We start from the raw sequence: 24995 nt of genomic DNA on the forward strand, positions 1-24995 counted from the left end.
TTCCCTACCGTGTCCAGAATCATCTCCATCACCACCCAGGACCTTCGGTTCCCCACCTCCCTTGAGCTGGACGGCTCCGACGCCGTCAACGTGGACCCGGATTACTCCGCTGCCTACGTCACCGTCACCGCGGACGACGGCGAGAGCGGCCACGGCTTCGTGTTCACCTGCGGCCGCGGCAACGAGATCATCACCGCGGCGATCGAATCCTACGGTCGGCTCCTGATCGGCCGGGACACCGACGAACTGGTCAACGACCTTGGCGCCGCGTCCCGCCGCCTGGTCCACGACTCCCAGCTGCGCTGGCTCGGTCCCGAAAAGGGCGTCTCCCACATGGCCTGCGGCGCCCTGGTCAACGCCCTCTGGGACATGCGCGCCAAGCGCGAGCGCAAACCCCTGTGGCTTCTCCTGGCCGAAATGCAGCCGGAGGAGATCGTCAGCGCCATCGACTTCACCCACATCCAGAACGCCCTCACCCCGGCCTACGCGCTGGATATCCTGCGCCGCGGCGCCGCCGGCAAGGAGGCCCGCATCGCCGAGCTGCTGCAGCATGGCTACCCCGCCTACACCACTTCCCCTGGCTGGCTGGGCTACAGCGATGAGAAGCTGGTCCGGCTCAGCAAGGAAGCCGTGGCGGACGGCTTCGGCCTCATCAAGCTCAAGGTGGGCGGCAGCCTTGAGGAGGACCGCCGCCGCATGCGCCTGGCCCGTGAAGCGGTGGGGCCGGATATCCGGATTGCCATCGATGCGAACCAGCGTTGGGAAGTGGGCGAAGCCATCGACTGGGTCAACGGCCTCGCTGAATTCAACCCGTGGTGGATCGAAGAACCCACCAGCACCGACGACATCCTGGGCCACGCAGACATCCGCAAGGGCGTCTTCCCCGTCAAGGTTGCCACCGGCGAAGCCGTGGCCAATCGGATCGTCTTCAAGCAGCTCCTCCAGGCCGGTGCCATCGACGTGGTCCAGATCGACTCCACCCGCGTGGCCGGTGTCAACGAAAACCTCGCCACCCTGCTTCTGGCCGCCCGCTTCGACACTCCCGTGTGCCCGCACGCCGGTGGCGTGGGCCTCTGCGAATTGGTGCAGCATTTTTCCTTCTTCGACTACGCTGCGGTCTCCGGGACCACGGACAACCGCGTGATCGAGTACGTGGACCACCTCCACGAGCACTTCACCGACCCGGTAAGGATCGAGGCCGGCCGCTACCTTGCGCCGCGCCTGCCCGGTTCCGGAGCGGAAATGCTGCCCGAATCCCGCGAACGCTGGACATTCCCCACCGGACAGGGCTGGCTGGAGATCGGCGACCGCGCCGCCGTCACTTCAGGAGTGAGCTCATGACCAGCACCCCCGCCACTCAAACCTGCACGCACTCACCCAGCACTGCCAGCCAGGCGGAGCAGCAGATCCTTGCCGCCCAGCGCGCCTACGAGCAGTCCCGCGACGCCGCCCCCGTGACCCGTGCCGCATGGCTGGAGGCCGTGGCGGCAGGGTTGGAAGCAAACGCCGATGAGCTGGTGGGCCTGGGCCAGGCGGACACGCACCTGGACGAGGGCCGGCTCCGCTTCGAGCTTCGCCGCACGGTGTTCCAGCTGCGGCTGATGGCCCAGGAGGTCCTTCGCGGCGAATCCCTTGAGGCCACCATCGACCCCGCCGACCCGAACTGGGGTATGGGACCGCGCCCGGACATCCGCCGGGTCAACGTTCCGCTGGGGGTGGTCGGCGTGTTCGGCGCCTCCAATTTCCCTTTCGCCTTCAGTGTGATGGGCGGCGATTCGGCCTCCGCGCTGGCTGCGGGCTGCGCTGTGGTGCACAAGATCCATGAAGGGCACCTGCAGCTGGCGCTGCGGACCGGCGATGTGGTGGTGGAAGCATTGAACGACTCCGGAGCTCCCGCCGGGCTGTTCTCCACGGTCACTGGCCGCGCCGCAGCCGAGACCTTGGTGGACCATCCGCTGGTCAAGGCGGTCGGCTTCACCGGCTCCACTGCGGGGGGCCGCGCCCTGTTCAACCGCGCCAACCGCCGCCCCGAGCCCATCCCCTTCTACGGCGAACTCGGCAGTATCAACCCGGTGTTCGTCACCGAAAGGGCGTGGGCCGCCCGGCGCGACGGGATCCTCGCCGCCTACGCCGGCTCCTTCACCCTGGGCATGGGCCAGTTCTGCACGAAGCCCGGACTGCTGTTCGTCCCGGCGGCGGATACGTACGACGTCGGTACCGTCTTAGGCGGCTACCTCGCCGGCAAGCCCAGCTTCCCGCTGCTGAGCCCCAAGCTCCGCGAAGGGTTCGACCAGGCCCTGGCCGGGCTGGCAGGAAAGGACGGCGTGGAGGTCCTGGTCCCTGGCGACCAGGCCGAAGCGCCCCGGCCCACGGTCCTGGCCACCACCGCCGAGGCCGTCCGCGCCAACCCGGCACTGCTGGAGCAGGAGATGTTCGGCCCGGCCACCCTGCTGATCCGATACCAGCCGGGCACGGACCTGGCCGGGCTCGCCGGATTGCTGGACGGCCAATTGACCGCAACCATCCAGGCCGAACCCGAGGAGGAACTCTCCGCGCTGGTCACCGTCTTACGCGAACGGGCCGGCCGGCTGCTCTGGAACGCCTGGCCCACCGGGGTCACCGTTAGCTACGCGCAGCAGCACGGGGGGCCCTACCCGGCCACGACGGCACCAGGCACCACCTCGGTGGGGACAGCCGCCGTCGGACGTTTCCTGCGCCCGGTGGCCTACGACTCTTTCCCCGAGCCACAGCTGCCGCCCGCCCTGCGCGACGCCAACCCGTGGGGCATCACGCGACGCATTGACGGTGTCTGGATTCCGGCCCCAGGCGCGGGCGCACCTGTCCAGGGCTCACCGGCTGCCAGGGACGGTGAGTGAGGTGACCGCTGACATGAACATCCTGCCCGCCGACTACGCGTCGGGACACTGGGTAGGCAGGGTCTGGGACCCGGAAACCGGCGGACCGCGCGTCGTTATGGTGACGGCCGCGGCGGACGGGGGCGCCGCCCTCGTCGACATCACGCACCTGGCCCCCACCGTCGCCGGGCTGATGGACCTAACGGACCCGATGGACGTCCTGGCCCAGGCCGGAGACAGTCCGCGTTGGCGGCTGGACCAACTGGTGAAAGCATCCCGGGAGCACAACGCTTCACGGCCGTTCCTGCTGGCGCCCATCGACCTGCAGGTGGTCAAGGCCTGCGGGGTCACGTTCGTGGACAGCATGTTAGAACGCGTCATCGAAGAGCGCTGCGCCGGGGACGCATCCCGGGCCGCTGAGGTCCGCGCCCAGGTGGCTCAGGCGCTGGGCGGCAGCATCGGCCAGCTGCGGCCCGGCTCGCCGGAAGCGGCGCACGCCAAGGAGGTCCTGATCCGGCAGGGCATGTGGTCGCAGTACCTGGAGGTGGGCATCGGGCCGGACCCGGAGGTTTTCACCAAGGCTCCGGTGCTGTCCTCCGTGGGGTACGGCTCGCGGATCGGAATTCCCTCCTTCTCCGCGTGGAACAACCCCGAGCCTGAACTGGTGCTGATCGCCGATTCCCACGGCCGGTTGCGCGGCGCCACCCTCGGCAACGACGTGAACCTGCGGGACGTGGAAGGGCGCAGTGCCCTGCTACTAGGCAAGGCGAAGGACAACAACGCCTCCAGTGCGCTGGGCCCGTTCATCCGCCTGTTCGACGATGCCTTCACCTTGGAGACGCTGCGCACGGAGGAGATCTGCCTGGCCATCACTGGCGGGGACGGATATATGCTGGAGGGCCGCAGCAGCATGTCCCGGATCAGCCGCACGTTCGAGGAACTCGCGGCCGCCACCTTCGGCCCGCACCACCAGTACCCGGATGGCTTCGCACTGTTCACCGGCACGCTATTCGCACCCAGTCAGGACCGCGACACCCCGGGCCTGGGCTTCACCCACAAGCCTGGGGACGTGGTCTCCATCAGCAGCTCGCATCTGGGCACGCTGGTGAACACCACCGGTATTGCCGAGGAGCTGCCACCGTGGGAGTTCGGGATCCGGGCGCTGTTCATCTACTTGGCGGCGGAGGGGCTCACCACGCAACCGGCCACGGGTGCAGGCACGCCATCCTTCAACGCCGCAGTTATGTAGACGAAGCAGGCCTTGATTCCCGCACTTTCCACCAGCTCGAGGCAACTGGCGATGTAGTCGTCACCACAGGCACGGCACCGGCATCACGGTGCCGTGCCTGTTCCACGGCGACCGATTCGGATTCTCTCATCTAGTGGCCGCGGTGGTCCTGGATGGTCATCCGCGGGCCGAAGGTCGGTTTGCGGAAGCCGCTGAAGCCGATCATCCGGACCACGCGCTGCCGGTGCCCGGCCCATGGGGCCAGCAGCCGGAGCATCCCGGCGTCGTCGGTCCGGCGGCCGGTCAGCGCCGCACCCACGTACGCCGCCAGGTGGTAGTCGCCCACCGCAATCGAGTCCGGGCAGCCGTGCGTGCGCTGCACGACCTCCGCAGCGGTCCACACACCGATGCCGGGAATGGTCTGCAGCTTCGCGGCGGCCTCCGCTGCCGGGAGCCCTGCCAGCCGTTCCAGCGCGACGGCGGAGCGGAGCGCGCGCATGACGGTCGCCGAACGCTGCGGACCGACCCCGGCCTTGTGCCATTCCCAGGACGGGATGCGCAGCCACTGCTCGGGGGTGGGCTGCACCAGCAGGTTCGCCGGGGCGACGGTGCCGGCGCCGGGGGCCGGGGTGCCGAAGCGGTACATCAGGTAACGGTAGCCGCGCCTGGCCTCGATCACCGTGACCTTCTGCTCCAGGATCGTGGGCACCAGGGAGTCGATCAGGCGGCCGGTCGCGGGCAGCCGCACGGCGGGGTTCCGGCGTCGGGCCTCAACAACCATCCGGGGGAGGGTGGCGTGGAACGCTGGCTCATCAAAGGCGGACCAGTCGTCGTCGCGGCCCAGCATCCGCGGCGCGGAACCGACGGCGTCGGCGGCACCCGGCCCCCAGGCACGGACGTCGACGGCGGGACCCGCCGGCGGACCGGCCGCAGCCAGCCGGAGCGTGGCCGGACCCGACGGCGTGGTAAACGCCATCCAGAGGCCGTCCGGCGATGTGCGGATGGACGGATCGCCGTGCCCCCGCAGCAGCGTACCGACGGTCTGCATCAAGTCGAAGGGACCGCCCGGGATCCAGCGCAGCGAGGCGTCCGCCGCGGCGGCAACACCGGCGGGGACGTCTGCAATGGTCATCCGACCATGATTCCACGAACGCCTGACAGCCAGGATTCCGGCGGGAGGGCGATGAAGGCCGGACGGCCCTTAGCTCCGGCCCTTACCTCCGGGGTTGACCGGCACTAGACTCCGGCTGTGGCGTGGACCGGCCATGCCATGCCGTGAGGCCCGAATCCCTGTTCCAAGGAGAGTGTGATGGCTGGCGGAGTAGTGCATTTCGAGATTCCCGCAGACGATGAGAACCGCGCGGGAAAGTTTTACCGCGACGCATTGGGCTGGGAAGTCAGTCCGATGCCGGAGCTGGGTTACACGATGATCAAGACCACGCCGACGGAGGCCGCGGGCATGCCCTCCGCGGCGGGCTCGATCAACGGCGGCATGTTCCGCCGCGAAGGAGACCTCACGTCCCCGGTTGTCACGGTGGACGTTGAGGACATCGACGCAACGCTGGAGAAGATCAATGCCGTTGGCGGCAGCACGGTGGTGCCACGGCAGGAAGTTGGCACCATGGGCTGGGCCGCCTATTTTCGGGACACCGAAGGCAACATCCTAGGTCTCTGGCAGAACGCCGTGCCCGAGGGCGACGCCGCGGCCGCCGTAAACGACATCGGCGCCTGAGGCGCCCCCGGGCCCGCCCGCCTCAGCCTCCGGAACCTCTGCGGCGTGCCCGGGGCCGGCCCTGTCGTGCCCGGGGCCGCCCCCGGCGGGCGGAGACGGTAACTTTGTACCTATGAAGTACGCCCAGTCCGTTCTGGACCTCATCGGCAATACGCCGCTCGTCAAGCTGCACCGCGTTACCGACGGCATCGGGGCCACGGTCCTGGTGAAGCTGGAATACCTGAACCCCGGCGGTTCCATCAAGGACCGCATCGCGGTGAAGATGATCGAGGAGGCCGAACGCACCGGCAAGCTCCTGCCGGGCGGCACCATCGTGGAACCCACCTCCGGCAACACCGGCGTCGGCCTGGCCCTCGTGGCCCAGCAGAAGGGCTACCGGTGCATCTTCGTAGTGCCGGACAAGGTCGGCGAGGACAAGCGCGCCGTGCTCCAGGCCTACGGCGCCGAGGTCGTGGTGACGCCCACCGCCGTTCCGCCCGACAGCCCGCAGAGCTACTACGGCGTCTCGGACCGGCTCGTCACCGAGATCCCCGGCGCCTACAAGCCCGACCAGTTTTCCAACCCGGCCGCCCCGGCCAGCCACTACGAATCCACCGGCCCGGAAATCTGGCGCGACACGGACGGCAAGATCACGCACTGCGTGATCGGCGCCGGCACCGGCGGCACCATCACCGGCACCGGCCGGTACCTCAAGGAAGCCTCGGCCCACCGCGCGGAGTCCGACGGCGGCGTGGTCAGGATCATCGGCGCGGACCCGGCCGGTTCGGTCTACTCCGGCGGCACCGGCCGGCCATACTTCGTCGAGGGTGTCGGCGAGGACATGTGGCCCTCCAACTACGACAAGTCCATCCCGGACGACGTCATCGCCGTCAGCGACGCCGACTCCTTCGAGATGACCCGCCGGCTGGCCCGCGAGGAAGGCCTGCTCGTGGGCGGCTCCTCCGGCATGGCCGTCGTCGCCGCGCTGAAGGTCGCCAAGGACCTGCCGGACGACGCCGTCGTCGTCGTGATCCTGCCCGACTCCGGCCGCGGCTACCTGGCCAAGATCTTCAACGACCAGTGGATGCGCTCCTACGGCTTCCTGGCCAGCGGCGACGAGGCCTCCGTGGGTGAGATCCTCAAGGCCAAGACCGGGGAGCTGCCGGACCTCGTGCACATCCACCCGAACGAGAGCGTCCGCGACGTCATCAACATCATGAACGAGTACGGCGTCTCGCACATCCCGGTGCTGTCCCAGGAACCGCCCGTCGTGATGGGCGAGGTCCTCGGCGCCGTCGACGAGCGCACCCTGACCGCCAAGCTGTTCCGCGGCGAGGCCAAGCTCTCCGACAAGATCTCCGAACACATGGAGGCCCGGCTGCCGGTGATCGGTTCGCTCGAATCGATCTCGACGGCCCGCGAACTCCTCTCCGACGCTGACACCCTCATGGTGACGTTCGTCGGCGCTCCGGTGGGGATCCTGACCCGCCACGACCTCCTCGCCTACCTGAGCAACTGACCGCCGCAACTGACCTCAGTATCTGACCCCAGCAACTGACCCGGCAGCCGGACCGCCCTCCCAGGGGGCGCCGGCCGCCGGCCGAAAGGAACGCACATGTCTTTGCCAGAGAACTCCTCCGCGAAAACCCCCGGCTTCAACACCCGCGCCGTGCACGCCGGCCAGGAGTTCGAGCCGCGCACCGGCGCTGTCGTGCCGCCCGTGCACTTCTCGACCACCTACGCCCAGGAAGCGATCGGCGTGCTGCGCGCCGGATACGAATACGGCCGCGGCACCAACCCCACCCGTGACTCGCTGCAGGAGCAGTTGGCCGCGCTGGAGGGTGGGACCGCCGCGTTCTCCTTCAGCTCCGGCCTCGCCGCCGAGGACTCCATGATCCGCGCGCTCACCCGCCCCGGTGACCACATTGTGCTCGGCAACGATGCCTACGGCGGCACCTACCGGCTGATCGCCCGGGTGCTGGGGGAGTGGGGGATCGGCAACACCCCGGTGGACATGTCCAACCTCGACGCCGTCGCCAAGGCGGTGGCGGCGAACAAAACCCGCCTGGTGTGGGTGGAGACGCCGTCGAACCCGATGATGAAGATCACCGACATCGCGGCCCTCGCCAAAGTGGCGCACGATGCCGGCGCCCTCCTCGTGGTGGACAACACCTTCGCTTCGCCGTACCTGCAGAATCCGCTGGCTCTCGGCGCCGACGTCGTGGTGCACTCCACCACCAAGTACATCGGCGGGCACTCCGACGTCGTCGGCGGCGCCATCATCGTCAACGACGCGGAACTGGCCGAGAAGATCGGCTTCGTGCAGTTCGCCGTCGGTGCCATCTCGGGCCCGATGGATGCCTTCCTGACCACCCGCGGCCTCAAGACCCTGGGCGTCCGGATGGACCGGCACAGCGACAACGCCCAGGCCGTGGCTGAATGGCTGTTGCAGCGCCCCGAGGTCGAGGCCGTGCTGTACCCGGGACTGCCCTCCCACCCGGGGCACGAGCTCGCCAGGAAGCAGATGAAGAAGTTCGGCGGCATGATCTCCGTACAGTTCAAGGGCGGCGAGGCGGCAGCACGCAAGGTGGCCGAATCGACCTCCGTGTTCACCCTGGCGGAGTCCCTCGGCGGGATCGAATCCCTGATGAACTACCCCTCGGAAATGACCCACGCCTCGGTCAAGGGCACCGAACTGGCCGTCCCGGTCAACCTGATCCGGCTCTCCTGCGGCATCGAGGACGTCGAGGACCTCATCGCCGACCTCGAACAGGCCTTCGCGAAGCTTGACTCCGCGCCCGGCACGTCAGGCAGCTAGGCGCCCGTGACCACCACCTCCACCAGGGCCACGCCCTCCACCATGCGCGGCTGGCTCGCGACGGCGGCCGGCGCGCTCGCCGTCGTCGTCGCCCTGGTGGTGCTGTACTCGGCCTACATCCCGCTGATGAACGACTTCGAGGTGTACTTCTACGGCGGCAGCCGGGTGCTCCAGACCGGAGAGACCGGCGTCAACGAGCTTTACGCGCCGCGGGACGGGCTGCCGTTCACCTACCCGCCGTTCGCGGCGCTGCTGTTCGCGGCCATGGCGACGCTGGGCCAGGGCGGTGGCAGCCTCGTGTTCATCACCACGGCGCTGCTGGGCGCCGCGATCGTGTCCGCCTGGCTGGCACGGCACTACTTCCGCCTCGGAAGCTGGCGGAACGCGTTTGCCGACTGGCGCTTCCGGGCCGTGGCCCTGGCCGGCACGGCCGCAATCCTGCTCCTGGGACCCTGGCGGGACACCTTCGATTTCGGCCAGATCAACATCATCCTGATGGGCCTGATCCTTGCCGACTTCGCGCTCTACGGGAAAGCCCGGGCCGGGGAGATCCGCTGGCCCGCGGGGCTGCTGATCGGCGTCGCGGCCGGGATCAAGCTGACCCCGCTGGCGTTCGGGCTGTATTTCCTGGTCCGCCGCGATTTCAAGGCCCTCGGCTGGATGGCGGCCGGCTTCTTCGGCTCGATCGGCCTGGCCTGGGCCATCCTGCCCACGGCCTCACTCACCTTCTGGACCAAGATCCTGCCGGACACCGGACGGATCGGCGGGCCGGCGTACGTGGACAACCTCTCGGTCAAAGGCCTGCTGCTGCACCTGGGGCTCCCGGATTCCGGCCTGACCAGCATGCTGTGGCTGGTGCTCTCCCTGGCCCTGGCCGCGGTTGCCGCGCTCGTGATCGCGTGGGCGGTGGCCGCGGACGAGAACTTCGTCGCGGTCTCCGCCACCGCCGTGCTGATGCTCCTGATCAGCCCGGTGTCCTGGTCCCACCACTGGGTCTGGATGGCCGTGGCGCTGCCCTGCATGGGCTTCGCGATCCACCGGGTGCCGTCCCGGAACGGACGGATGCGCCTGGCCGGGTGGATCATCGTCGCGTTCTCGGCCCTGGCCTTCTACCTGACGCCCAAGTACCTGTCGGTCATGGCAGGGGCGGCCGAATGGGGGAAGGACCCGCAGACCCAGTGGCAGCTCATCGTGGCGAGCCTCGGCGTGCTCTGCGGGATAGCCATGCTGGTCTACTGGGCGCTGGCCTACCGGCCCTCCCGCGCTGCGCTCCGCCAGAGGCCTTAGCGCCTCCGTCCGGCCTGACCGGGTGATCGATCAACCTACTCCTGGTTCGGCGCCGCGGCGATGTGCACCACCGCCGCGGTCACCAGCGCGGCCATCCGCAAGGACACCGGCGCGAAGGAGCCTGCTACCGTTCCGGCCCGGCCGGCTGCGGCATCTGCGGGAAGCCTGCCGCTAGGCTGGTCCGCATGGAAGCCACCCCGCCTGCCGTGACCCCGGCCGACGTGACCCCGGCCGCCGTGACCCCGGCCGCTGCGACCCCGGCGCCCCGCAAGACCGCCCTTGTGACCGGCGTCGGCCGGCAGGCGGGGATCGGCGCCGGCATCGCGCGCCGGCTGGCGGCCGACGGCTGGGACCTCGTGCTGAGCTACTGGCAGGACTACGATGCCCGGATGCCGTGGGGCGTCCAGCCTGACGACGTCGAACGGCTCGCCGCGGAACTCCAGGCCACCGGCGCCGCCGTCCTCGCGCTGCCGGCAGATTTCCAGGACCCGCAGGCCGTGGACCGGCTGATGGAGGCCACTGCGGCGGAGGCCGGGCCGCTGCAGGGACTGGTGCTCAGCCACGCGGAATCCGTGGATTCGGGCATCCTCGACACGTCCTTGGAGAGCTTCGAGCGGCATTTCGCCGTCAACACCCGCGCCAGCTGGCAGCTGATCGCGGCGTTCGCCCGGCAGGCCCCGGCCGGGGGCGGCGCGATCGTGGCCCTGACCAGCGACCACACCGCGTTCAACCTGCCCTACGGCGCGTCCAAGGGCGCACTGGACCGGATCGTGACCGCGGCCGCGCGGGAACTCGGGCCGCAGGGGATCAGCGCCAACGTGCTCAACCCCGGTCCGGTGGACACCGGCTGGATGGACCGGCCGCTGAGCGAAGAACTCGCCCGGCGCCAACCCGGCGGGCGGCTCGGAACCCCGGCGGATGTGGCCGGGACGGTGGCGTTCCTGCTCTCGCCCGACGGCCGGTGGGTGTCGGGCCAGCTGGTCAAGGCCGACGGCGGCTTCTCCGCCTGACCGCCCCGGACTAGCGGAAGGCGGCCAGCCCGGTGACGTGCTGGCCCAGGACCAGGGTGTGGACCTCATCGGTGCCCTCATAGGTCCGCACGGACTCGAGGTTGGCGGCGTGCCGGAGCGGCGAATAGTCCAGGGTGATCCCGTTCCCGCCCAGGATGGTCCGGGCCTCGCGGGCGATCGCGATCGCCTCACGCACGTTGTTCAGTTTCCCCAGCGAGATCTGCTCGGGCCGCAGCTTCCCGGCATCCTTGAGCCGCCCCAGCTGGAGGGCCACGAGCGTGCCCTTCTGGATCTCGAGCAGCATGTTCACGAGTTTCTCCTGGGTCAGCTGGTACCCCGCGAGGGGCTTGCCGAACTGCAGCCGCTCCTGCGAATACTTCAGCGCGGCCTCGTAGGAGTCCCGCGCCGCGCCCATCGCACCCCACGCGATCCCGTAACGGGCCTCGTTGAGGCAGCTGAACGGGCCCCGCAGCCCCCGGGCCGCCGGGAGCAGGGCCTCCGGACCCAGCCGGACGCCGTCGAACGCGACATCACACTGGATCGAGGCGCGCATCGAGAGCTTCTGTCCGATCGGTGTCGCACTGACCCCGGGCGTGCCGGCGGGGACCACGAAGCCGCGGACACCATCGTCGGTCATCGCCCACACCACCAGCACATCGGCCACCGAGGCGAGCCCGATCCAGCGTTTGGTGCCGTCCAGGATCCAGCCGGCGTCATCGCCGGAGCCGTCGCGGCGGGCGAAGGTCTTCATCGAGGCCGGGTCCGAGCCGGCGGTGGGCTCGGTGAGCGCGAAACTGCCGATCAGTTCGCCGGCGGCCATCCGGGGGAGCCACTGAAGTTTCTGCTCCTCGGAGCCCCACTTGTGGATGGCTGTCATGGCCAGCGAACCCTGCACGGAGACGAAAGTCCGGATCCCGGAATCGCCGGCTTCCAGTTCCATCGCCGCCAATCCGTATTCGACGGCGGAGCGGCCCGGGCAGCCATAGCCCTCCAGCTGCATCCCGAGGACGCCGAGTTCCCCGAGCTCGGGGGCCAGCTCCAGCGGGAAGACCCCCTCGTCATACCAGCCCGCGATGCCTGGACGGATCCGCTGCACCGTGAAATCGCGGACCCGTTCCCGGACGGCCAGTTCACCGGCGCTCAGCAGGGTGTCGATCGCCAGGATGTCGGACACGTCCGAACCGCCGGATCCATGGGGAAAATCAGCCTCGTTGCTCATTCCAGCATCCTACGGTCTTGGCGCAGCAGCCCGCCCCGGCCTTCCCGCCCAGTTACTTCCGGACGCCAGCCCGGCTCCCGGCCAACACGCCGGTGTCGCGGGGCATTTGCGGGGTGTGCGGGAAAGCAAGTGGGCAGGATCGTCGGGCGGCCGCGGGCGCCCAGGCCTACACTGGTGCCATGGACACCGCTTCTGTAGTCGCCGTCTGCCGTGTACACCAGTTGCTGGCCGACCCCGGAAGCGTGGGCGTGACAGCGATCGACAAACGGCCCGTGGCCGGGCCGGTCAGGGTACACAGGCTCGGGCTGCGCGGTGATGTCCAGGCCAGCCGGGTCCACCACGGCGGTGAGGACCAGGCGCTCTACGCCTACTCCCAGGAGGACGCCGACTACTGGGCCGCGGAGCTTGGCCGTGACCTGCCGCCGGGGATCTTTGGCGAGAACCTGCGCATCGCCGGCATCAGCGCCACCAACGCCATCATCGGCGAACGCTGGAAGATTGGACTCGATGTCGAAGTCGAGGTGACCTCACCCCGCACCCCCTGCGCAACTTTCCAGCGCCGGATGCATGAGCCGCACTGGGTCAAGCGCTTCGGCGATGCCGGGCGGGTGGGCACCTACCTGCGGGTCGTGCGGGTAGGCAGCATCCAGGCAGGCGACCACATCCACCAGATCTTCGTCCCCACCCACGGGGTGACCATCGGCAAATGGTTCAGCGACCCCACGGTCGAGGACATGGAGGCCCTGCGGGACGCCGACGCCGACGGCGAGATCCGCCTCCAGCCCGAGTACCACGGGGAGTTCGCGAAGCTTCAGCGCCGCCTCGGGGTGTAGCGCAGCCGGTGCCCGTGTGCGCAAGCTCACCGCCGTTGTGGGCCCCTGCGTTACCCATGGGCGGATCCATGCCCTACAATTGAACTATCCCCCACTCCGGAAATCCCTTATTTCCTGCCCAATTCTTGAGGCAAGACTGGTAAGTGTTGGGGCCCGCGCATTGAGATGCGGGCATTTTCATAGGGAGAGCCGGCTAAAGAAAACGCTGTATAGACTGCTGGGATAGCAGCCAAGAGATGCAGCGGGAAGTCCTGCCACGGGATTGCGAAAGCGCCGGGCTTCTATGTGACCGGCCGGTCAAAGTATGCCCGGCGATTTCGGTCACGCGTACTGCGGCTCCGCTCACCTCGGGTTGTGCCGCTTGGCCCCTATGGATGAGGATATTTCACCTATGCCCGAAAATCAGAACAACTCCGTCGAAACCGAACTCACCACCGAGAACAGCCAGGTCGACGTCGAGACTTCTGAAACGGCTGCCCCCGCAGCCGGCTCCGCCCCGGTATTCACCGAGGCTCCTGCGAACAACGACGCTCCGGCTGCTGCCGAAGCCGCTCCGCAGGCCGACGCTCCGGCTGCTGCCGAAGCCGCACCGAAGGCCGAAGCCCCGGCTGCCCCCGCGAAGGAAGAAGACGCCGAAGAAGAAGGCGTCAAGTTCGTGGATCTCGGCATCGACGGCCGCGTCCTGGCCGCCCTGCAGGACGTTGGCTACGAGAAGCCGTCCCCGATCCAGGCAGCAACCATTCCGCTGCTGCTCGAAGGCCGCGACGTCGTGGGCCTGGCCCAGACCGGCACCGGTAAGACTGCAGCATTCGCAGTACCGGCGCTGTCGCGTCTGGCCGAGCTCCACGACCTCAACGGCCCGTCCCGCAAGACCCAGGCCCTGGTGCTTGCTCCGACCCGCGAGCTGGCCCTCCAGGTCGCCGAGGCCTTCACCTCCTACGCCAAGCACATCGACGACTTCACCGTCCTGCCGGTGTACGGCGGCTCCGCCTACGGCCCCCAGCTCAACGGCCTGCGCCGCGGTGCCCAGGTTGTTGTCGGTACCCCCGGCCGTGTGATCGACCACATCACCAAGGGTTCCCTTGACCTGTCCGAACTCCAGTACCTGGTACTGGACGAGGCTGACGAGATGCTCCGCATGGGCTTCGCCGAAGACGTGGAGCAGATCTTCCAGCAGACCCCCGCGGGCCGCCAGGTTGCCCTGTTCTCCGCCACGATGCCGAGCCAGATCCGCCGGCTGTCCAAGCAGTACCTGAACAACCCGGCCGAGGTGCAGGTCAAGTCCAAGACCACCACGGGCGCCAACACCCGCCAGCGTTACCTGCAGGTCATGGGCCCGCACAAGCTGGACGCGCTGACCCGCATCCTCGAGGTCGAGCCGTTCGAAGGCGTCATCGCCTTCGTCCGGACCAAGATGGCCACCGAGGACCTCGCCGACAAGCTGCGTTCACGGGGCTTCCAGGCCGCCGCCATCAACGGCGACATCCCGCAGCAGCAGCGTGAGCGTACGGTCGAGGCCCTGCGTGACGGCAAGATCGACATCCTGGTCGCCACCGACGTCGCCGCCCGCGGCCTTGACGTCGAGCGCGTCAGCCACGTTGTCAACTACGACATCCCGCACGACACCGAGTCCTACGTGCACCGCATTGGCCGCACCGGCCGTGCAGGCCGTTCCGGCGACGCGATCCTCTTCATGACGCCGCGGGAGAAGTACCTGCTGCGGTCCATCGAGAAGGCGACCCGCCAGCCGGTGGAGCAGATGCACCTGCCCACCGCCGAGTCGGTCAACACCCTGCGCCTGGGCAAGTTCGCGGAGAAGATCACCGAGACCCTCGCGTCCGAGGACGTTTCGTCGTTCCGCGACCTCATTGCCTCCTACGAGGAGGAGCACAACGTTCCGGCCGCGGAAATCGCTGCCGCACTGGCAGTGATGGCGCAGGGCGGCCAGCCGCTGCTGGTCAAGGAACTGCCTGCTGCTCCTGAATTCCAGAAGCGCGAGCGCGCCAAGGACGGCTTCGGCTCCCGCGGCCCGACCCGCACCCTCACCGAGGGCAACGCCACCTACCGGATCGCCGTCGGACGCCGCCAGCGCGTGATGCCGGGTTCGATCGTTGGCGCCATTGCCAACGAAGGCGGTATCTCCTCGGCCCAGATCGGCGGCATCGACATCCGCGCCGACCACTCCCTCGTGGAGCTCCCGGCGGACCTGAGCGCCGACCAGCTGAAGGCCCTGTCCCGCACCCGGATCGGCGGCGAGCTGATCCACCTCGAGCTGGACAACGGCCGCAAGCCCTCCGGCGAACGCGGCAGCTACCAGGGTGGCGGCCAGGGCGGCAGCCGCGGCGGAGACCGTGGCGGTTACTCCGGCGGCGGCGACCGTGGAGGCAACTTCAAGGGCAACGGCGGCTTCAAGCGGGAATTCCGCAAGAACGACGGCGAGCGGTCCTCCGCTGACCGTGGCGGACGCTCCTTCAGCGACCGCAACGAGCGCGGCGTAGGCACCGACGCGGCCCGCAAGCCGCGCACCAAGTGGTAACCACCAGCCGCTAGGCACTGCACCACCCTGAAAACGGGCCGGCCCACCAGCCGGCCCGTTTTCGTTTAAGTTCCCTTGGTCACATCCGCGCCTCCGGTGGTGCCGCGGGGCTGCGTCTGAGGGGTTGCCCAACCCCCGGGGCCCCGGATTTCCGCCGATTTTGACGCTTTCGGGACTGCCTCTGGGCCGATTTGTTGGGAGCGGAATCTTCCGGTAGAGTATTTACTCGTTGCCCCCCTAGCTCAGTGGTAGAGCGCGTTCTTGGTAAGAACGAGGTCACCGGATCGATTCCGGTGGGGGGCTCTGAATGAGGGCCTGTGTCAAGGCGGTTTTTGACCGGCTTAGCGCAGGTTTTCCTCATTTATGGCGGCGTAGCTCAGTTGGTTAGAGCGCACGACTCATAATCGTGAGGTCGGGAGATCGAGCCTCCCCGCCGCTACAGAATGACCCTTCAGGCCCAGCCTGCGGGGTCTTTTTGTTTTAACCCCCGTTGCGCTATCACTCTTTGTGCCCAAATGGCCTTCAGAGCAGCGCTAAATGATAGGGCATCGGCGCCGGTTGTGGGACAGAATGGGTCCATGACGCGAATCGCAATCATTGGCGGCCACGGCAAGGTGGCTCTGGAACTGTCCCGCATCCTCTCCGGGGAGGGGATGGACGTGACGTCGTTCATCCGTAACCCGGACCAACGGGAGGACGTCGCGGCAGCGGGCGCCACTGCCGTTGTTCTGGATGTTGAAAATTCGACGACGGCGCAGATCGCCGAGGCGCTCCGGAACCAGGACGCCGTGGTCTGGTCGGCCGGTGCCGGCGGCGGAAGCCCGGAGCGGACCTACTCCGTGGACCGGGATGCCGCCATCCGGTCGATGGACGCGGCGGCCAAGGCCGGCGTCGGGCGGTACATCATGGTCTCCTACCTCGGCGCCGGGCCGGATCACGGCGTCCCCGAGGACAACAGCTTTTTCGCGTACGCCGAGGCCAAGGCTGCCGCGGACGCGTACCTGCGCGGAACGGACCTGGACTGGACCATCCTGGGCCCCGGAGCGCTCACTGACGGGCCCGGCAACGGCCTGATCGATGTGAACCCGGCCGACGGCTCCGGAGGCCAGGAAACGGCCCGTGCCAACGTGGCCCTCGTCGCGGCGGCAGTACTGGGACTGCCCTCCACGGCCGGGCGCACCATCGAATTCCGGGACGGCACGCTGCCCCTGGCCGCCGCACTGGAGCCGGTGACCTGACTGGCGGAGGTTGAACGCCGCCTCACCCCCGACAGAAAAGGGCCGGATCATTGATGATCCGGCCCTTTTCACCAGCTTTCGAGGCGCCTTAGCGGCTGCCCCGCACCTACGACACCGAGGCGGCGAAGATGCGGGGGATGTAACCCTCGTTCGTTTGCATGCCTGTTCCCGCATAGGCCCAGAGCGAACCGTCGGGCCGGCGGGCCACCATGTCCGGGAAACTGTCCGCAGTCAGGTTTCCCGCGCCCAGGACGGTGTCAAACACGTGCCAGCCTGTTCCGATTCTGCGCGGGGCGGAGAGCTTTCCCGTGCCGTCTCCCGGGTACATCCACAGGGTGCCGTCGAACTTCCTGGCGACGACGTCATTTCTTCCGTCTGTGTTGAAGTCCCCGGCTCCGAACACCTGGTCGAAGACTTCCCAGCCGTAATCACCGATCCTGATCGGCGAGGAGTATCCCTCGTTGGTGCCGCTGATGGTGCCCGTCCCGCGGTACAGCCAGAGCGAGCCGTCGGATTTCCGCGCCAGGAGGTCATTCTTTCCATCCCCGTTGAGGTCACCTGTTCCGGTCAGGGCGGTGAAGGCGTTCCAGCCGGCGGTGCCGATTTTCTTCGGCGCCGTGTAGCCGGGGTCGCCGGCGTCGACCCGGCCGGTGCCGGGGTAGATCCAGAGGGTGCCGTCGGGCTTCCGGGCGATGAGGTCGTTCTTGCCGTCCCCGGTGAAGTCCCGGACGCTGATCAGCGCATTGAACACTTCCCAGCCGCCGAGACCGATCTTCCGCGGCACACCGTAGGCGCCCTTGCCGTCGCCGGGGTAGAACCACAAGGTGCCGTCCGGTTTCCGGGCCAGGAGATCGGCCACCTTGTCGCCGTTGAAATCTTCGACGGCGGCCAGGTAGTCGAAGACCTCCCAGCCGAAGTCACCGATCTTCCGCGCGCTGCCATAACCCTCGTCCCGCATGGCGGTGCCGGCGTAGAAGAAGACGTTTCCGTCGGCCTGGCTGGCCACGAAGTCCGCGGTGCGGTCCCCGTTGGCGTCGCCGGTGCCCAGGACCGTGGTGTAGATGTCCCAGCCTGAGCCAATCTGCTGCGGCTGGACGAGTTTCGCCGGTCCGGAGTTGGAATACAGCCAGAGGGACCCGTTGGGGTGCCGTGCGGCCAGGTCGTTGGTGCCGTCGCCGTTGAAATCGTGAATCGGGATCAGCTGGTCAAAGATCTCCCAGCCGTAGTCGATTTCGCGGGGCGTTCCCGGCCGGCCGGTGCCCATTCCCGGGTACAGGACCAGCACGCCATCCGGGCGCCGGGCCAGGATGTCCGGCCTGGCGTCGCCGTCGAAGTCGCGGACGCCCAGCAGCGCATTGAAGGCATTCCAGCCGAAGTCACCGATCTTGACCGCTGCGGCGTACCCCTCGTTGCTGGCCGAAACGGCTCCCGTCCCGGCGTAAAACCAGAGCGAGCCGTCGAACTTCCTGGCGACGAGGTCGTTCCTGCCGTCACCGTTGAAGTCGCCGGTGCCGAGGATGCTGTTGTAGATTTCCCAGCCGGTGCCGATCCGCTGGGCGGCCCGGGACTTGCCGGTGCCGTCGCCGGGGTAGAGCCACAGCTCGCCGTTGACCTTGCGCTGAAGGAGGTCGGCGATTCCGTCGCCGTTGTAATCGCCGGGGGCGACCAGCAGGGGCTTGGCCGGGGGCATCGCATCAATCGTGATCCCCGCACCGGAATCCGAGATCCAGTCGATGGTCACCCGTGTGCCGGCGTGGGAGGTAAAGGTCTGGCCGGCCTGCCACGCCTGGTTGTAGCTGTAATAGCCGTTGAAGGTGGTGGTGCTCGGCTGCAGGGCGATGGAACCTGAGCCGTACCCCTGGACCACCTTGACCCCGCGGTTGCCGCTAAGGGCCGTGGCGGCGTCATTGCCCACCGGAAGACGAAGTTCCAGGTAGTAGGCCTCCCCGCTGATGGGATCGGTGAACTTCACGGCGCGGTGGTCGTCCGCGCTTCCCCAGGCCTTCAACTGGTAGGAATTCTTGCCCACCGCTTTCCCCAGATCCTTGACCTCGTTTCCGGAACCGAATCCGCCAAACTGGTACGTGGGGGAGCTGACCACCGGCTGGCTGAGCTGGGAGACACCCATCAGGTCCAGGTTGTCCTTGTATTCCTCGATGCTGCAGGTGCCGTTGGTGAACGATCCGTCCGCGTTGCTGGCGGTGTCCACGGCCCCGTTCGAGCACCTGAGCCGGTTGGCGTGCATAAGACCCAGCACGTGCCCGAATTCGTGGGCCAGGACGCTCTTGGTCAGGGTTGCCGGGAGCGGCATGAGTACGCGTCCGCTGGTTCCGTTGTAACTCCAGCCCGCGCCGTACGCCCCATCGGACAGGGTGGGAGTGGACACGAAGACCACGAGTGCCGTGTAGGAACTGGGGACCCATCCGATTTCGGCGGCGATCGTGTTCATCATGGAGGAATAACTCTGGGTGGAGGTTGCCTTGCTCGACCTGTTTTCGACCGTGTCGACGCTCATGGACAGCCTGCCGTTCGACATCGCCTGCCAGTACTCGCTGCTGGTCTGGATGGCGGCCCGGGCGTCCGACTCAGAGATAGCCGCTTTCTTGTCCGCCAACTGGACCATCACCAGCTTCACCTTGATATCGCCGCTCCGGGCGATGGAGTAGGCCTCGGTGGCTGCCGAGTGTTGGTCAGCCCCCTTTGGCCCGCGTCCCTCACTGCCGTGGCTGGAGGTGGGATTGCTGCCGCCGATGACCTCCGTGAACAGCGGCTCCGGAGAAGTCAGGGTCTGCGACTCCACCGTTGCCGGTGATTCCGGGGGTGCCGTCGGCGCGGACGACGGGGTGGCTGACGCCGTCGCCGTGGGAAGAGGCGTGGCTGTCGACGTGGGGACGGGCGTGGCCGTCGCCGACGTCGTCGTGGCTGATGCTGTCGACGTGGGTGTCGGCGTCGGGTTAGCGAGAGCCGGCGAGAGCGTCACAGCGGTGAGCGAGGCGAGAGTAACAACGAACGCTGTGAGCAGCGCAGTCGTCTTCCGTATTGAGTTCACGTGTTGTCTTTCATGAGACCGCCGCCCCACTGAACGCTCAGCAGGACGGCCGGGAGACCGGGAAGTGAGGTCAGTCTACGGATGGCGCGCCGCCGGAAACGGGAACCTGCACCAAACTTTCGTCTTTAGTAGCGAATCGTTGCCTAATCTTGAGCAATGCCCGTGCGCCCGCCAGATGGTGTCCCCCGCCACATCGAACGGGTGCCCTACCTTGCGAGCTCCAGCTCCGGCGCGTTCGCTTCGACGTAGTCCAGGGCATGCCGGACGGCGCCGACCGTGACAATCGCGTCACCCAGCGGCGAGACCGTCACACGCGGGGGAGTCGCCGTGAACCGGGGGAGCAGGGCCGTGATGCCCGGCAGGAGCACCCCGGCGGATTCAGCCACCGCCCCGCCGATCACCACCTGTTCCGGGTTCAGAAAGCTCGCCACGGAGGCGATGACCCGTGCCATCCGGTCCGAGATGCGCGCCAGGATGGCCAGCGCGGCGGGATCCCCGGCGGCCGCATCCTCAAAGACGCGGCGGGCGCTCGCCTCACCGCCCGCCGCGGGACCGCCGTCCGCTGCGGACCACTGCCGGGCGAGGCTGGCGATGCCGTCGCTGGAGCCGACGCCCTCCACGAGGTCCAGGTACCCCATTTCGCCGGCTGCGCCGCCACGGCCGTGCAGCAGCCGCCCGGACTCCATCACCCCGGCGCCCAGCCGTTCGCCGGCCAGCAGCACCACAAGATCGTCGACGCCGGTGCCGGACCCCCGCCAGCGTTCACCCAGGGCGGCAAGGTTCGCGTCGTTCTCCAGCAGCACCGTCCAGCCGTGCAGCTCCTTCAGCGCCGCGCGGAGCCCGACGTCGAACAGGCTCCAGAAATGCTGGGTGACCAGCACGTTCCCGTCACGGTCCACGGGGGCGGCGATGCCGGCACCGACGGCCAGGACCTTGTCCGGGCCGGTCCCGGCGGCGGACAGCGCCCGGCGGCAGGCACGGTCGACGACGTCGATCCGCTCCGCCGCGGGGATGTCGGTGGCCCGGAAGCTCTCGCTGGACCGGCCAAGGATGGTGCCGCGGAGGTCCGCGACCGCCGCGGTGGTGGTGGCCGCGCCGATGTCCAGGCCCAGCACAAACCCGGCGCCGCTGTTGAGCTCGAAGCGCCGGGCCGGGCGCCCCTTGCGCGGACTCCCGGGCTGTTCCTCGTCGCGCGCCTCCAGTTCACGGATCCAGCCGCGCCGGATCAGGTCCTCGCAGACGGCGATGACCGATGCCCGCGTCAGCCCGGTCCGGGCCATCAGCTCCGTCCCGGTGGCCACGTCCGTGGTCCGGATGACGCCGAGCACGGAGCGGGCGTTGACCCGGCGCAGCAGCTGGGGCGTGGCGGCGGCTGCATGCGGCATCAGAATCTTGACCTCCCCGTGAATCCGGACCCATAATTGATCCGGCAATATATTTAGCTTGTATCTAAATTATCAGAAGCACCGCTCCGAACCCGAAGGATTATCCCTTGTCCAACACCGCCACGCTGGCAACCCTGTCCGGTTCCGATCTCGCCGCCGACCCCAACTGGTGGCGCCAGGCTTCCGTGTACCAGATCTACCCGCGCAGCTTCTCCGACTCCAACGGCGACGGACTCGGTGACATCAACGGCATCACGGCGAAGGTCCCCTATCTGAAGGAACTCGGGATCGACGCCGTCTGGCTGAGCCCGTTCTACCCCTCAGCCCTCGCGGACGGCGGCTACGACGTTGATGACTACCGCGACGTCGACCCCAAGCTGGGAACGCTGGCGGACTTCGCCGAGATGTCCGCCGCCCTGCACGCCGCCGGCATCAAGCTGATCGCCGACATCGTCCCCAACCACTCCTCGAACCGCCACGTCTGGTTTCAGGAAGCCCTCGCGTCCCCGCGCGGCTCCGATGCGCGGGAACGCTACATCTTCCGCGATGGCAAGGGCGAGAACGGTGAGATCCCGCCGTCGGACTGGGAGTCCGTGTTCGGCGGCCCGGCCTGGGAACGCATCACCGAACCGGACGGCACCCCCGGCCAGTGGTACATGCACATCTTCGCCAAGGAACAGCCCGACCTGAACTGGTCCAACCGGGAAATCCGTGACGACTTCCTCAAGACCCTGCGCTTCTGGTCCGACCGCGGCGTGGACGGTTTCCGCGTCGACGTCGCGCACGCCCTGACCAAGGACCTCACCGAGCCGCTGCTGTCCAAGGTCGAGCTCAGCGAGGCCAACAGCGGCACCGACGGCTTCGACGACGGCTCGCACCCGTTCTGGGACCGCGACGAGGTCCACGAGATCTACGTGGAGTGGCGCGAGGTCTTCAACGAGTACAACCCGCCGCGCACCGCCGTCGCCGAAGCCTGGGTCCACGCCAGCCGCCGCGGCCGCTACGCGAGCCCGGAGGGCCTGGGCCAGGCGTTCAACTTCGACCTCCTGCAGGCCGACTTCGACGCCGACGAGTTCCGCGAAATCATCACCCGGAACCTCGCAGAGGCCACCGAATCCGGTGCCTCCTCCACCTGGGTGTTCTCCAACCACGACGTCGTCCGCCACGCCACGCGCTACGGGCTGCCCAAGGGCGGCGGCAAGCACGCCAAGGGCCAGGACGGGAAGGGCTGGCTGCTGGCCGGCGCCCCGCCCGAGGAGCTGGACGTGGAGCTCGGTTTGCGCCGTGCCCGCGCGGCCACCCAGCTGATGCTGGCGCTGCCGGGGTCCGCGTACCTGTACCAGGGCGAGGAGCTGGGGCTCCAGGAAATCACGGAAATCCCCGATGCCGAGCGGCAGGACCCGACCTTCTTCCGCAACAAGGGCGTGGAGATCGGCCGGGACGGCTGCCGGGTGCCGCTGCCCTGGGCCGCTGAGGGCAGCTCCTTCGGCTTCGGCGACGGCGGGGCGCACCTGCCGCAGCCGGCGTGGTTCAGCCGTTACGCCGTCGCCGCCGAGGACGGCGTGGAGGGTTCCACGCTGGAGTTCTACCGCCGGGCACTGAAGCTGCGCCGGGAACTGCAGACCTCGGAAGAACTGGAATGGCACAGCACCGCCAGCCCCGAGGTGCTGCACTTCAGCCGCCCCGGTGGCTGGCAGACAATGACCAACTTCGGTGACGAACCCGCCCCGCTGCCCGCCGGAACAGTCCTGCTCAGCAGCGGACCGCTGGAGAAGAACCTCCTGCCGGGCGGCACCACCGTCTGGCTGCGGTGAGCACCCAGCCGGCCCGCGGACCCGTCCCCGGCCAGGAACTGATTTACGGCTGCATGGGCCTGGGCGGCAGCTGGTCGCCGGAGCCGCACTCGTCCGCGGATGTGGACGAGGCGGCTGCGGCCGTCGACGCCGCCCTGGCGGCCGGCATCACCCTGTTCGACCATGCCGACATCTACCGTGGCGGCAAATCCGAAGCTGTGTTCGGCGAGGTGCTCGCACAGACCCCGGGGCTGCGGGACCGCATCCGGCTGCAGACCAAATGCGGCATACGGCTCAACGAACAAGGCCTAGAGACGTACTACGACCTGAGCCGGGACGCCATCCTGGCCCGGGTCAATGAGAGCCTCGGCCGGCTCCGCACGGACTACGTGGACGTGCTGATGCTGCACCGCCCCGATCCGCTGATGGATCCCGCTGAGGTTGGCTCCGCCGTCGGGCAGCTGATGGCCGAAGGCAAGGTCCGGGCGCTGGGCGTGTCCAACATGTCCGGGGCGCAGATTGAGGTGCTGCAGGACCGGCTCGAGACGCCGGTGGTCGCCAACCAGCTGGAGATGAGCCTGTTCAAACGCGCCTGGTTGGAGAGCACTGTGCTGGTCAACCATGCCGAGGGCACGGACTACAGCTTCCCGCACGGCACCGTGGAGCACTGTGTCCGGCACGGAATCACCCTGCAGGCCTACGGTTCCCTGGCCCGGGGCCTCTACACCGGGGCCCCGGCAGCAGCGCCGTCGGCCGCGGAGGAAGCGACCGCCAGGCTGGTGGCGCAGCTGGCCGCGGAGAAGAAGACGACCGGGGAATCGGTGGTGCTGGGCTGGCTGATGAAGCACCCGGCCGGAATCGCCCCGGTGATCGGCACCGCCAGGCCGGACCGCATCCGCGCCTGCGCGGACGCTGCCGAGGTCGCCGCGGGCATGACGCGGGCCGAGTGGTACCGGCTCTGGGTGACGGCGCGCGGCAGCAACATCCCGTAGACGCGCGCCGTCCCCACCAGCTGGCGGCGGAAGCCGTGACGGTCGCTGAAAACGGCTTCTGCTGCCAGCTGGAGGGGCGGGGACGTGATTTTGGTCGTAATGGTCGCCCCGGAGGGCCGGATCGCTTAGCCGCAAACGCCCCCGGGCGGCTAGCGTAGATACATGACTTCCACCACCACCGCCGGGACCGTCCGGCCCCAACGCAACATCCCAGCTGAAATCGCCCGCTCCTGGCTGCTGGTCAATGCCATGAAAACCGAACTCTTCGACCAGTCGGCCGCCTCCCGCGCGGACGCCATCATCCTGGACATCGAGGACGCGGTGGACCCCTCGCAGAAGGACGCCGCCCGCGGACACGTCGTGGACTGGCTGACCGCCGGCGGCAGCGCCTGGGTCCGGATCAACGACGCCACCAGCCCCTTCTGGGCCGACGACCTTGCCGGCCTCCGCGGCACCCCGGGCCTGCTCGGCGTGATGCTGGCCAAGACCGAATCCGCGGACCAGGTCACCGAGAGCTTCCACCGCATGGACGGCAAGACGCCGGTCATTGCACTGGTCGAGTCCGCCGTCGGCATCGAGGAAGCCAACAACATCTCCAGGGCCCAGGGCGCGTTCCGGCTGGCCTTCGGCTCGGGCGACTTCCGCCGCGACACCGGTATGGCGGCCACCCCGGAGGCCATGGCCTACCCGCGCGCCAAGCTGGTAGTGGCCAGCCGCGTCGGGAACCTGCCGGGCCCCATCGACGGCCCCACCGTCGGCACCAACCACCCGATCCTCCGTGAGCAGACCGGGATCACCGTGATGATGGGCATGACCGGCAAGCTCTGCCTCGCGATCGACCAGACCCACGTCATCAACGAGGTCATCAGCCCGACGCCCTCCGACGTCGCCTGGGCCACCGACTTCATGGCCGACTTCGAGGCCAACGGCCGCGTCATCCGCGACGGCTCCGACCTGCCCCGCCTGGGCCGCGCCGAGAAGATCATGAAGCTCGCGGTAGCCTTTGGGGTGCAGCCGGCCCTGTAGCCGGCCCCGAACCGA

Annotated in this window: 18 protein-coding genes and 2 tRNA genes; 16 read left to right on the top strand and 4 right to left on the bottom strand. The window is 68.4% G+C overall.

What is annotated here, in order from left to right; translation table 11 throughout:
- Positions 1–9: 9 nt before the first annotated feature.
- The 3 genes from ABIB29_RS00750 to ABIB29_RS00760 are packed head-to-tail and all read left to right on the top strand — an operon-like array spanning position 10 to position 4104.
- Positions 10–1341 (top strand): enolase C-terminal domain-like protein, encoded by a 1332-nt coding sequence (locus ABIB29_RS00750; protein WP_354169223.1) that lies wholly within the window; start codon positions 10–12, stop codon positions 1339–1341.
- Positions 1338–2876 carry an aldehyde dehydrogenase (NADP(+)) gene (locus ABIB29_RS00755; protein ID WP_354169226.1) on the top strand — a complete coding sequence of 513 codons (1539 nt, stop codon included), beginning with the start codon at positions 1338–1340 and terminating at the stop codon, positions 2874–2876. The genes ABIB29_RS00750 and ABIB29_RS00755 overlap by 4 nt, the downstream gene beginning before the upstream one ends.
- A 13-nt stretch (positions 2877–2889) precedes the next feature.
- Positions 2890–4104, top strand: coding sequence for a fumarylacetoacetate hydrolase family protein (locus ABIB29_RS00760; protein WP_354169228.1), 1215 nt, complete (start codon positions 2890–2892; stop codon positions 4102–4104).
- Positions 4105–4234: 130 nt separating this feature from the next.
- Here the strand turns inward: ABIB29_RS00760 and ABIB29_RS00765 are convergent, their stop codons facing one another.
- On the bottom strand, positions 4235–5215 hold the full coding sequence (locus tag ABIB29_RS00765; protein WP_354169230.1) for a DNA-3-methyladenine glycosylase family protein: 981 nt from the start codon (positions 5213–5215) through the stop codon (positions 4235–4237).
- Between the two features lie 177 nt (positions 5216–5392).
- On the opposite strand from ABIB29_RS00765, the gene ABIB29_RS00770 reads away from it, so the two are divergent.
- The 5 genes from ABIB29_RS00770 to ABIB29_RS00790 all read left to right on the top strand — a co-directional run bounded on the left by ABIB29_RS00770 (position 5393) and on the right by ABIB29_RS00790 (position 10909).
- The gene (locus ABIB29_RS00770; protein WP_354169232.1) at positions 5393–5815 is read left to right on the top strand and encodes a VOC family protein; all 423 of its coding nucleotides are present in this window, start codon (positions 5393–5395) and stop codon (positions 5813–5815) included.
- A gap of 112 nt (positions 5816–5927) precedes the next feature.
- Complete coding sequence (locus ABIB29_RS00775) at positions 5928–7313, top strand: cystathionine beta-synthase (protein WP_354169234.1); 1386 nt, start codon at positions 5928–5930, stop codon at positions 7311–7313.
- A 96-nt stretch (positions 7314–7409) separates the two neighbouring features.
- On the top strand, positions 7410–8612 hold the full coding sequence (locus ABIB29_RS00780; protein ID WP_354169236.1) for a cystathionine gamma-synthase: 1203 nt from the start codon (positions 7410–7412) through the stop codon (positions 8610–8612).
- 6 nt (positions 8613–8618) lie between these two features.
- Positions 8619–9899: a glycosyltransferase 87 family protein gene (locus ABIB29_RS00785; protein WP_354169237.1), complete on the top strand. Its 1281-nt coding sequence runs from the start codon at positions 8619–8621 to the stop codon at positions 9897–9899.
- 185 nt (positions 9900–10084) lie between these two features.
- On the top strand, positions 10085–10909 hold the full coding sequence (locus ABIB29_RS00790) for an SDR family oxidoreductase (RefSeq protein ID WP_354169239.1): 825 nt from the start codon (positions 10085–10087) through the stop codon (positions 10907–10909).
- A 10-nt stretch (positions 10910–10919) separates the two neighbouring features.
- Here the strand turns inward: ABIB29_RS00790 and ABIB29_RS00795 are convergent, their stop codons facing one another.
- The gene (locus ABIB29_RS00795; protein WP_354169241.1) at positions 10920–12128 is read right to left on the bottom strand and encodes an acyl-CoA dehydrogenase family protein; all 1209 of its coding nucleotides are present in this window, start codon (positions 12126–12128) and stop codon (positions 10920–10922) included.
- A gap of 179 nt (positions 12129–12307) precedes the next feature.
- Here ABIB29_RS00795 and ABIB29_RS00800 point away from each other — a divergent pair, with 179 nt between their 5' ends.
- The 5 genes from ABIB29_RS00800 to ABIB29_RS00820 all read left to right on the top strand — a co-directional run bounded on the left by ABIB29_RS00800 (position 12308) and on the right by ABIB29_RS00820 (position 16735).
- Positions 12308–12961 carry an MOSC domain-containing protein gene (locus tag ABIB29_RS00800; protein WP_354169243.1) on the top strand — a complete coding sequence of 218 codons (654 nt, stop codon included), beginning with the start codon at positions 12308–12310 and terminating at the stop codon, positions 12959–12961.
- 391 nt (positions 12962–13352) lie between these two features.
- The gene (locus ABIB29_RS00805; RefSeq protein ID WP_354169245.1) at positions 13353–15497 is read left to right on the top strand and encodes a DEAD/DEAH box helicase; all 2145 of its coding nucleotides are present in this window, start codon (positions 13353–13355) and stop codon (positions 15495–15497) included.
- A gap of 231 nt (positions 15498–15728) precedes the next feature.
- Positions 15729–15800 (top strand) — tRNA-Thr (locus ABIB29_RS00810).
- Between the two features lie 62 nt (positions 15801–15862).
- Positions 15863–15936 (top strand) — tRNA-Met (locus ABIB29_RS00815).
- Between the two features lie 139 nt (positions 15937–16075).
- On the top strand, positions 16076–16735 hold the full coding sequence (locus tag ABIB29_RS00820; RefSeq protein WP_354169246.1) for an NAD(P)-dependent oxidoreductase: 660 nt from the start codon (positions 16076–16078) through the stop codon (positions 16733–16735).
- 106 nt (positions 16736–16841) lie between these two features.
- Here the strand turns inward: ABIB29_RS00820 and ABIB29_RS00825 are convergent, their stop codons facing one another.
- Both ABIB29_RS00825 and ABIB29_RS00830 read right to left on the bottom strand, forming a co-directional pair.
- Positions 16842–19784 (bottom strand): FG-GAP-like repeat-containing protein, encoded by a 2943-nt coding sequence (locus ABIB29_RS00825; RefSeq protein ID WP_354169248.1) that lies wholly within the window; start codon positions 19782–19784, stop codon positions 16842–16844.
- Positions 19785–19990: 206 nt separating this feature from the next.
- Positions 19991–21169, bottom strand: a complete 1179-nt coding sequence (locus ABIB29_RS00830; RefSeq protein WP_354169249.1) for an ROK family protein — start codon at positions 21167–21169, stop codon at positions 19991–19993.
- A 107-nt stretch (positions 21170–21276) separates the two neighbouring features.
- On the opposite strand from ABIB29_RS00830, the gene ABIB29_RS00835 reads away from it, so the two are divergent.
- From ABIB29_RS00835 to ABIB29_RS00845, 3 genes are all read left to right on the top strand, one after another.
- Positions 21277–22983: a glycoside hydrolase family 13 protein gene (locus tag ABIB29_RS00835; protein ID WP_354169251.1), complete on the top strand. Its 1707-nt coding sequence runs from the start codon at positions 21277–21279 to the stop codon at positions 22981–22983.
- Positions 22980–23954 (top strand): aldo/keto reductase, encoded by a 975-nt coding sequence (locus tag ABIB29_RS00840; RefSeq protein ID WP_354169252.1) that lies wholly within the window; start codon positions 22980–22982, stop codon positions 23952–23954. The genes ABIB29_RS00835 and ABIB29_RS00840 overlap by 4 nt, the downstream gene beginning before the upstream one ends.
- Positions 23955–24116: 162 nt before the next feature.
- Positions 24117–24980, top strand: coding sequence for an HpcH/HpaI aldolase/citrate lyase family protein (locus tag ABIB29_RS00845; protein WP_354169254.1), 864 nt, complete (start codon positions 24117–24119; stop codon positions 24978–24980).
- Positions 24981–24995 lie beyond the last annotated feature (15 nt).

Source organism: Arthrobacter sp. UYEF36 (genome assembly GCF_040547025.1).
Taxonomy (GTDB): Bacteria; Actinomycetota; Actinomycetes; order Actinomycetales; family Micrococcaceae; genus Arthrobacter.

Bases quoted from the DNA above. Each gene is read 5' to 3' on its own strand.
- ABIB29_RS00755 (WP_354169226.1), top strand. From the start codon at position 1,338: ATGACCAGCACCCCCGCCACTCAAACCTGCACGCACTCACCCAGCACT.
- ABIB29_RS00800 (WP_354169243.1), top strand. From the start codon at position 12,308: ATGGACACCGCTTCTGTAGTCGCCGTCTGCCGTGTACACCAGTTGCTG.
- ABIB29_RS00845 (WP_354169254.1), top strand. From the start codon at position 24,117: ATGACTTCCACCACCACCGCCGGGACCGTCCGGCCCCAACGCAACATC.
- ABIB29_RS00760 (WP_354169228.1), top strand. From the start codon at position 2,890: ATGAACATCCTGCCCGCCGACTACGCGTCGGGACACTGGGTAGGCAGG.
- ABIB29_RS00795 (WP_354169241.1), bottom strand. From the start codon at position 12,128: ATGAGCAACGAGGCTGATTTTCCCCATGGATCCGGCGGTTCGGACGTG.
- ABIB29_RS00770 (WP_354169232.1), top strand. From the start codon at position 5,393: ATGGCTGGCGGAGTAGTGCATTTCGAGATTCCCGCAGACGATGAGAAC.
- ABIB29_RS00775 (WP_354169234.1), top strand. From the start codon at position 5,928: ATGAAGTACGCCCAGTCCGTTCTGGACCTCATCGGCAATACGCCGCTC.
- ABIB29_RS00765 (WP_354169230.1), bottom strand. From the start codon at position 5,215: ATGACCATTGCAGACGTCCCCGCCGGTGTTGCCGCCGCGGCGGACGCC.
- ABIB29_RS00790 (WP_354169239.1), top strand. From the start codon at position 10,085: ATGGAAGCCACCCCGCCTGCCGTGACCCCGGCCGACGTGACCCCGGCC.
- ABIB29_RS00780 (WP_354169236.1), top strand. From the start codon at position 7,410: ATGTCTTTGCCAGAGAACTCCTCCGCGAAAACCCCCGGCTTCAACACC.
- ABIB29_RS00805 (WP_354169245.1), top strand. From the start codon at position 13,353: ATGCCCGAAAATCAGAACAACTCCGTCGAAACCGAACTCACCACCGAG.
- ABIB29_RS00830 (WP_354169249.1), bottom strand. From the start codon at position 21,169: ATGCCGCATGCAGCCGCCGCCACGCCCCAGCTGCTGCGCCGGGTCAAC.
- ABIB29_RS00820 (WP_354169246.1), top strand. From the start codon at position 16,076: ATGACGCGAATCGCAATCATTGGCGGCCACGGCAAGGTGGCTCTGGAA.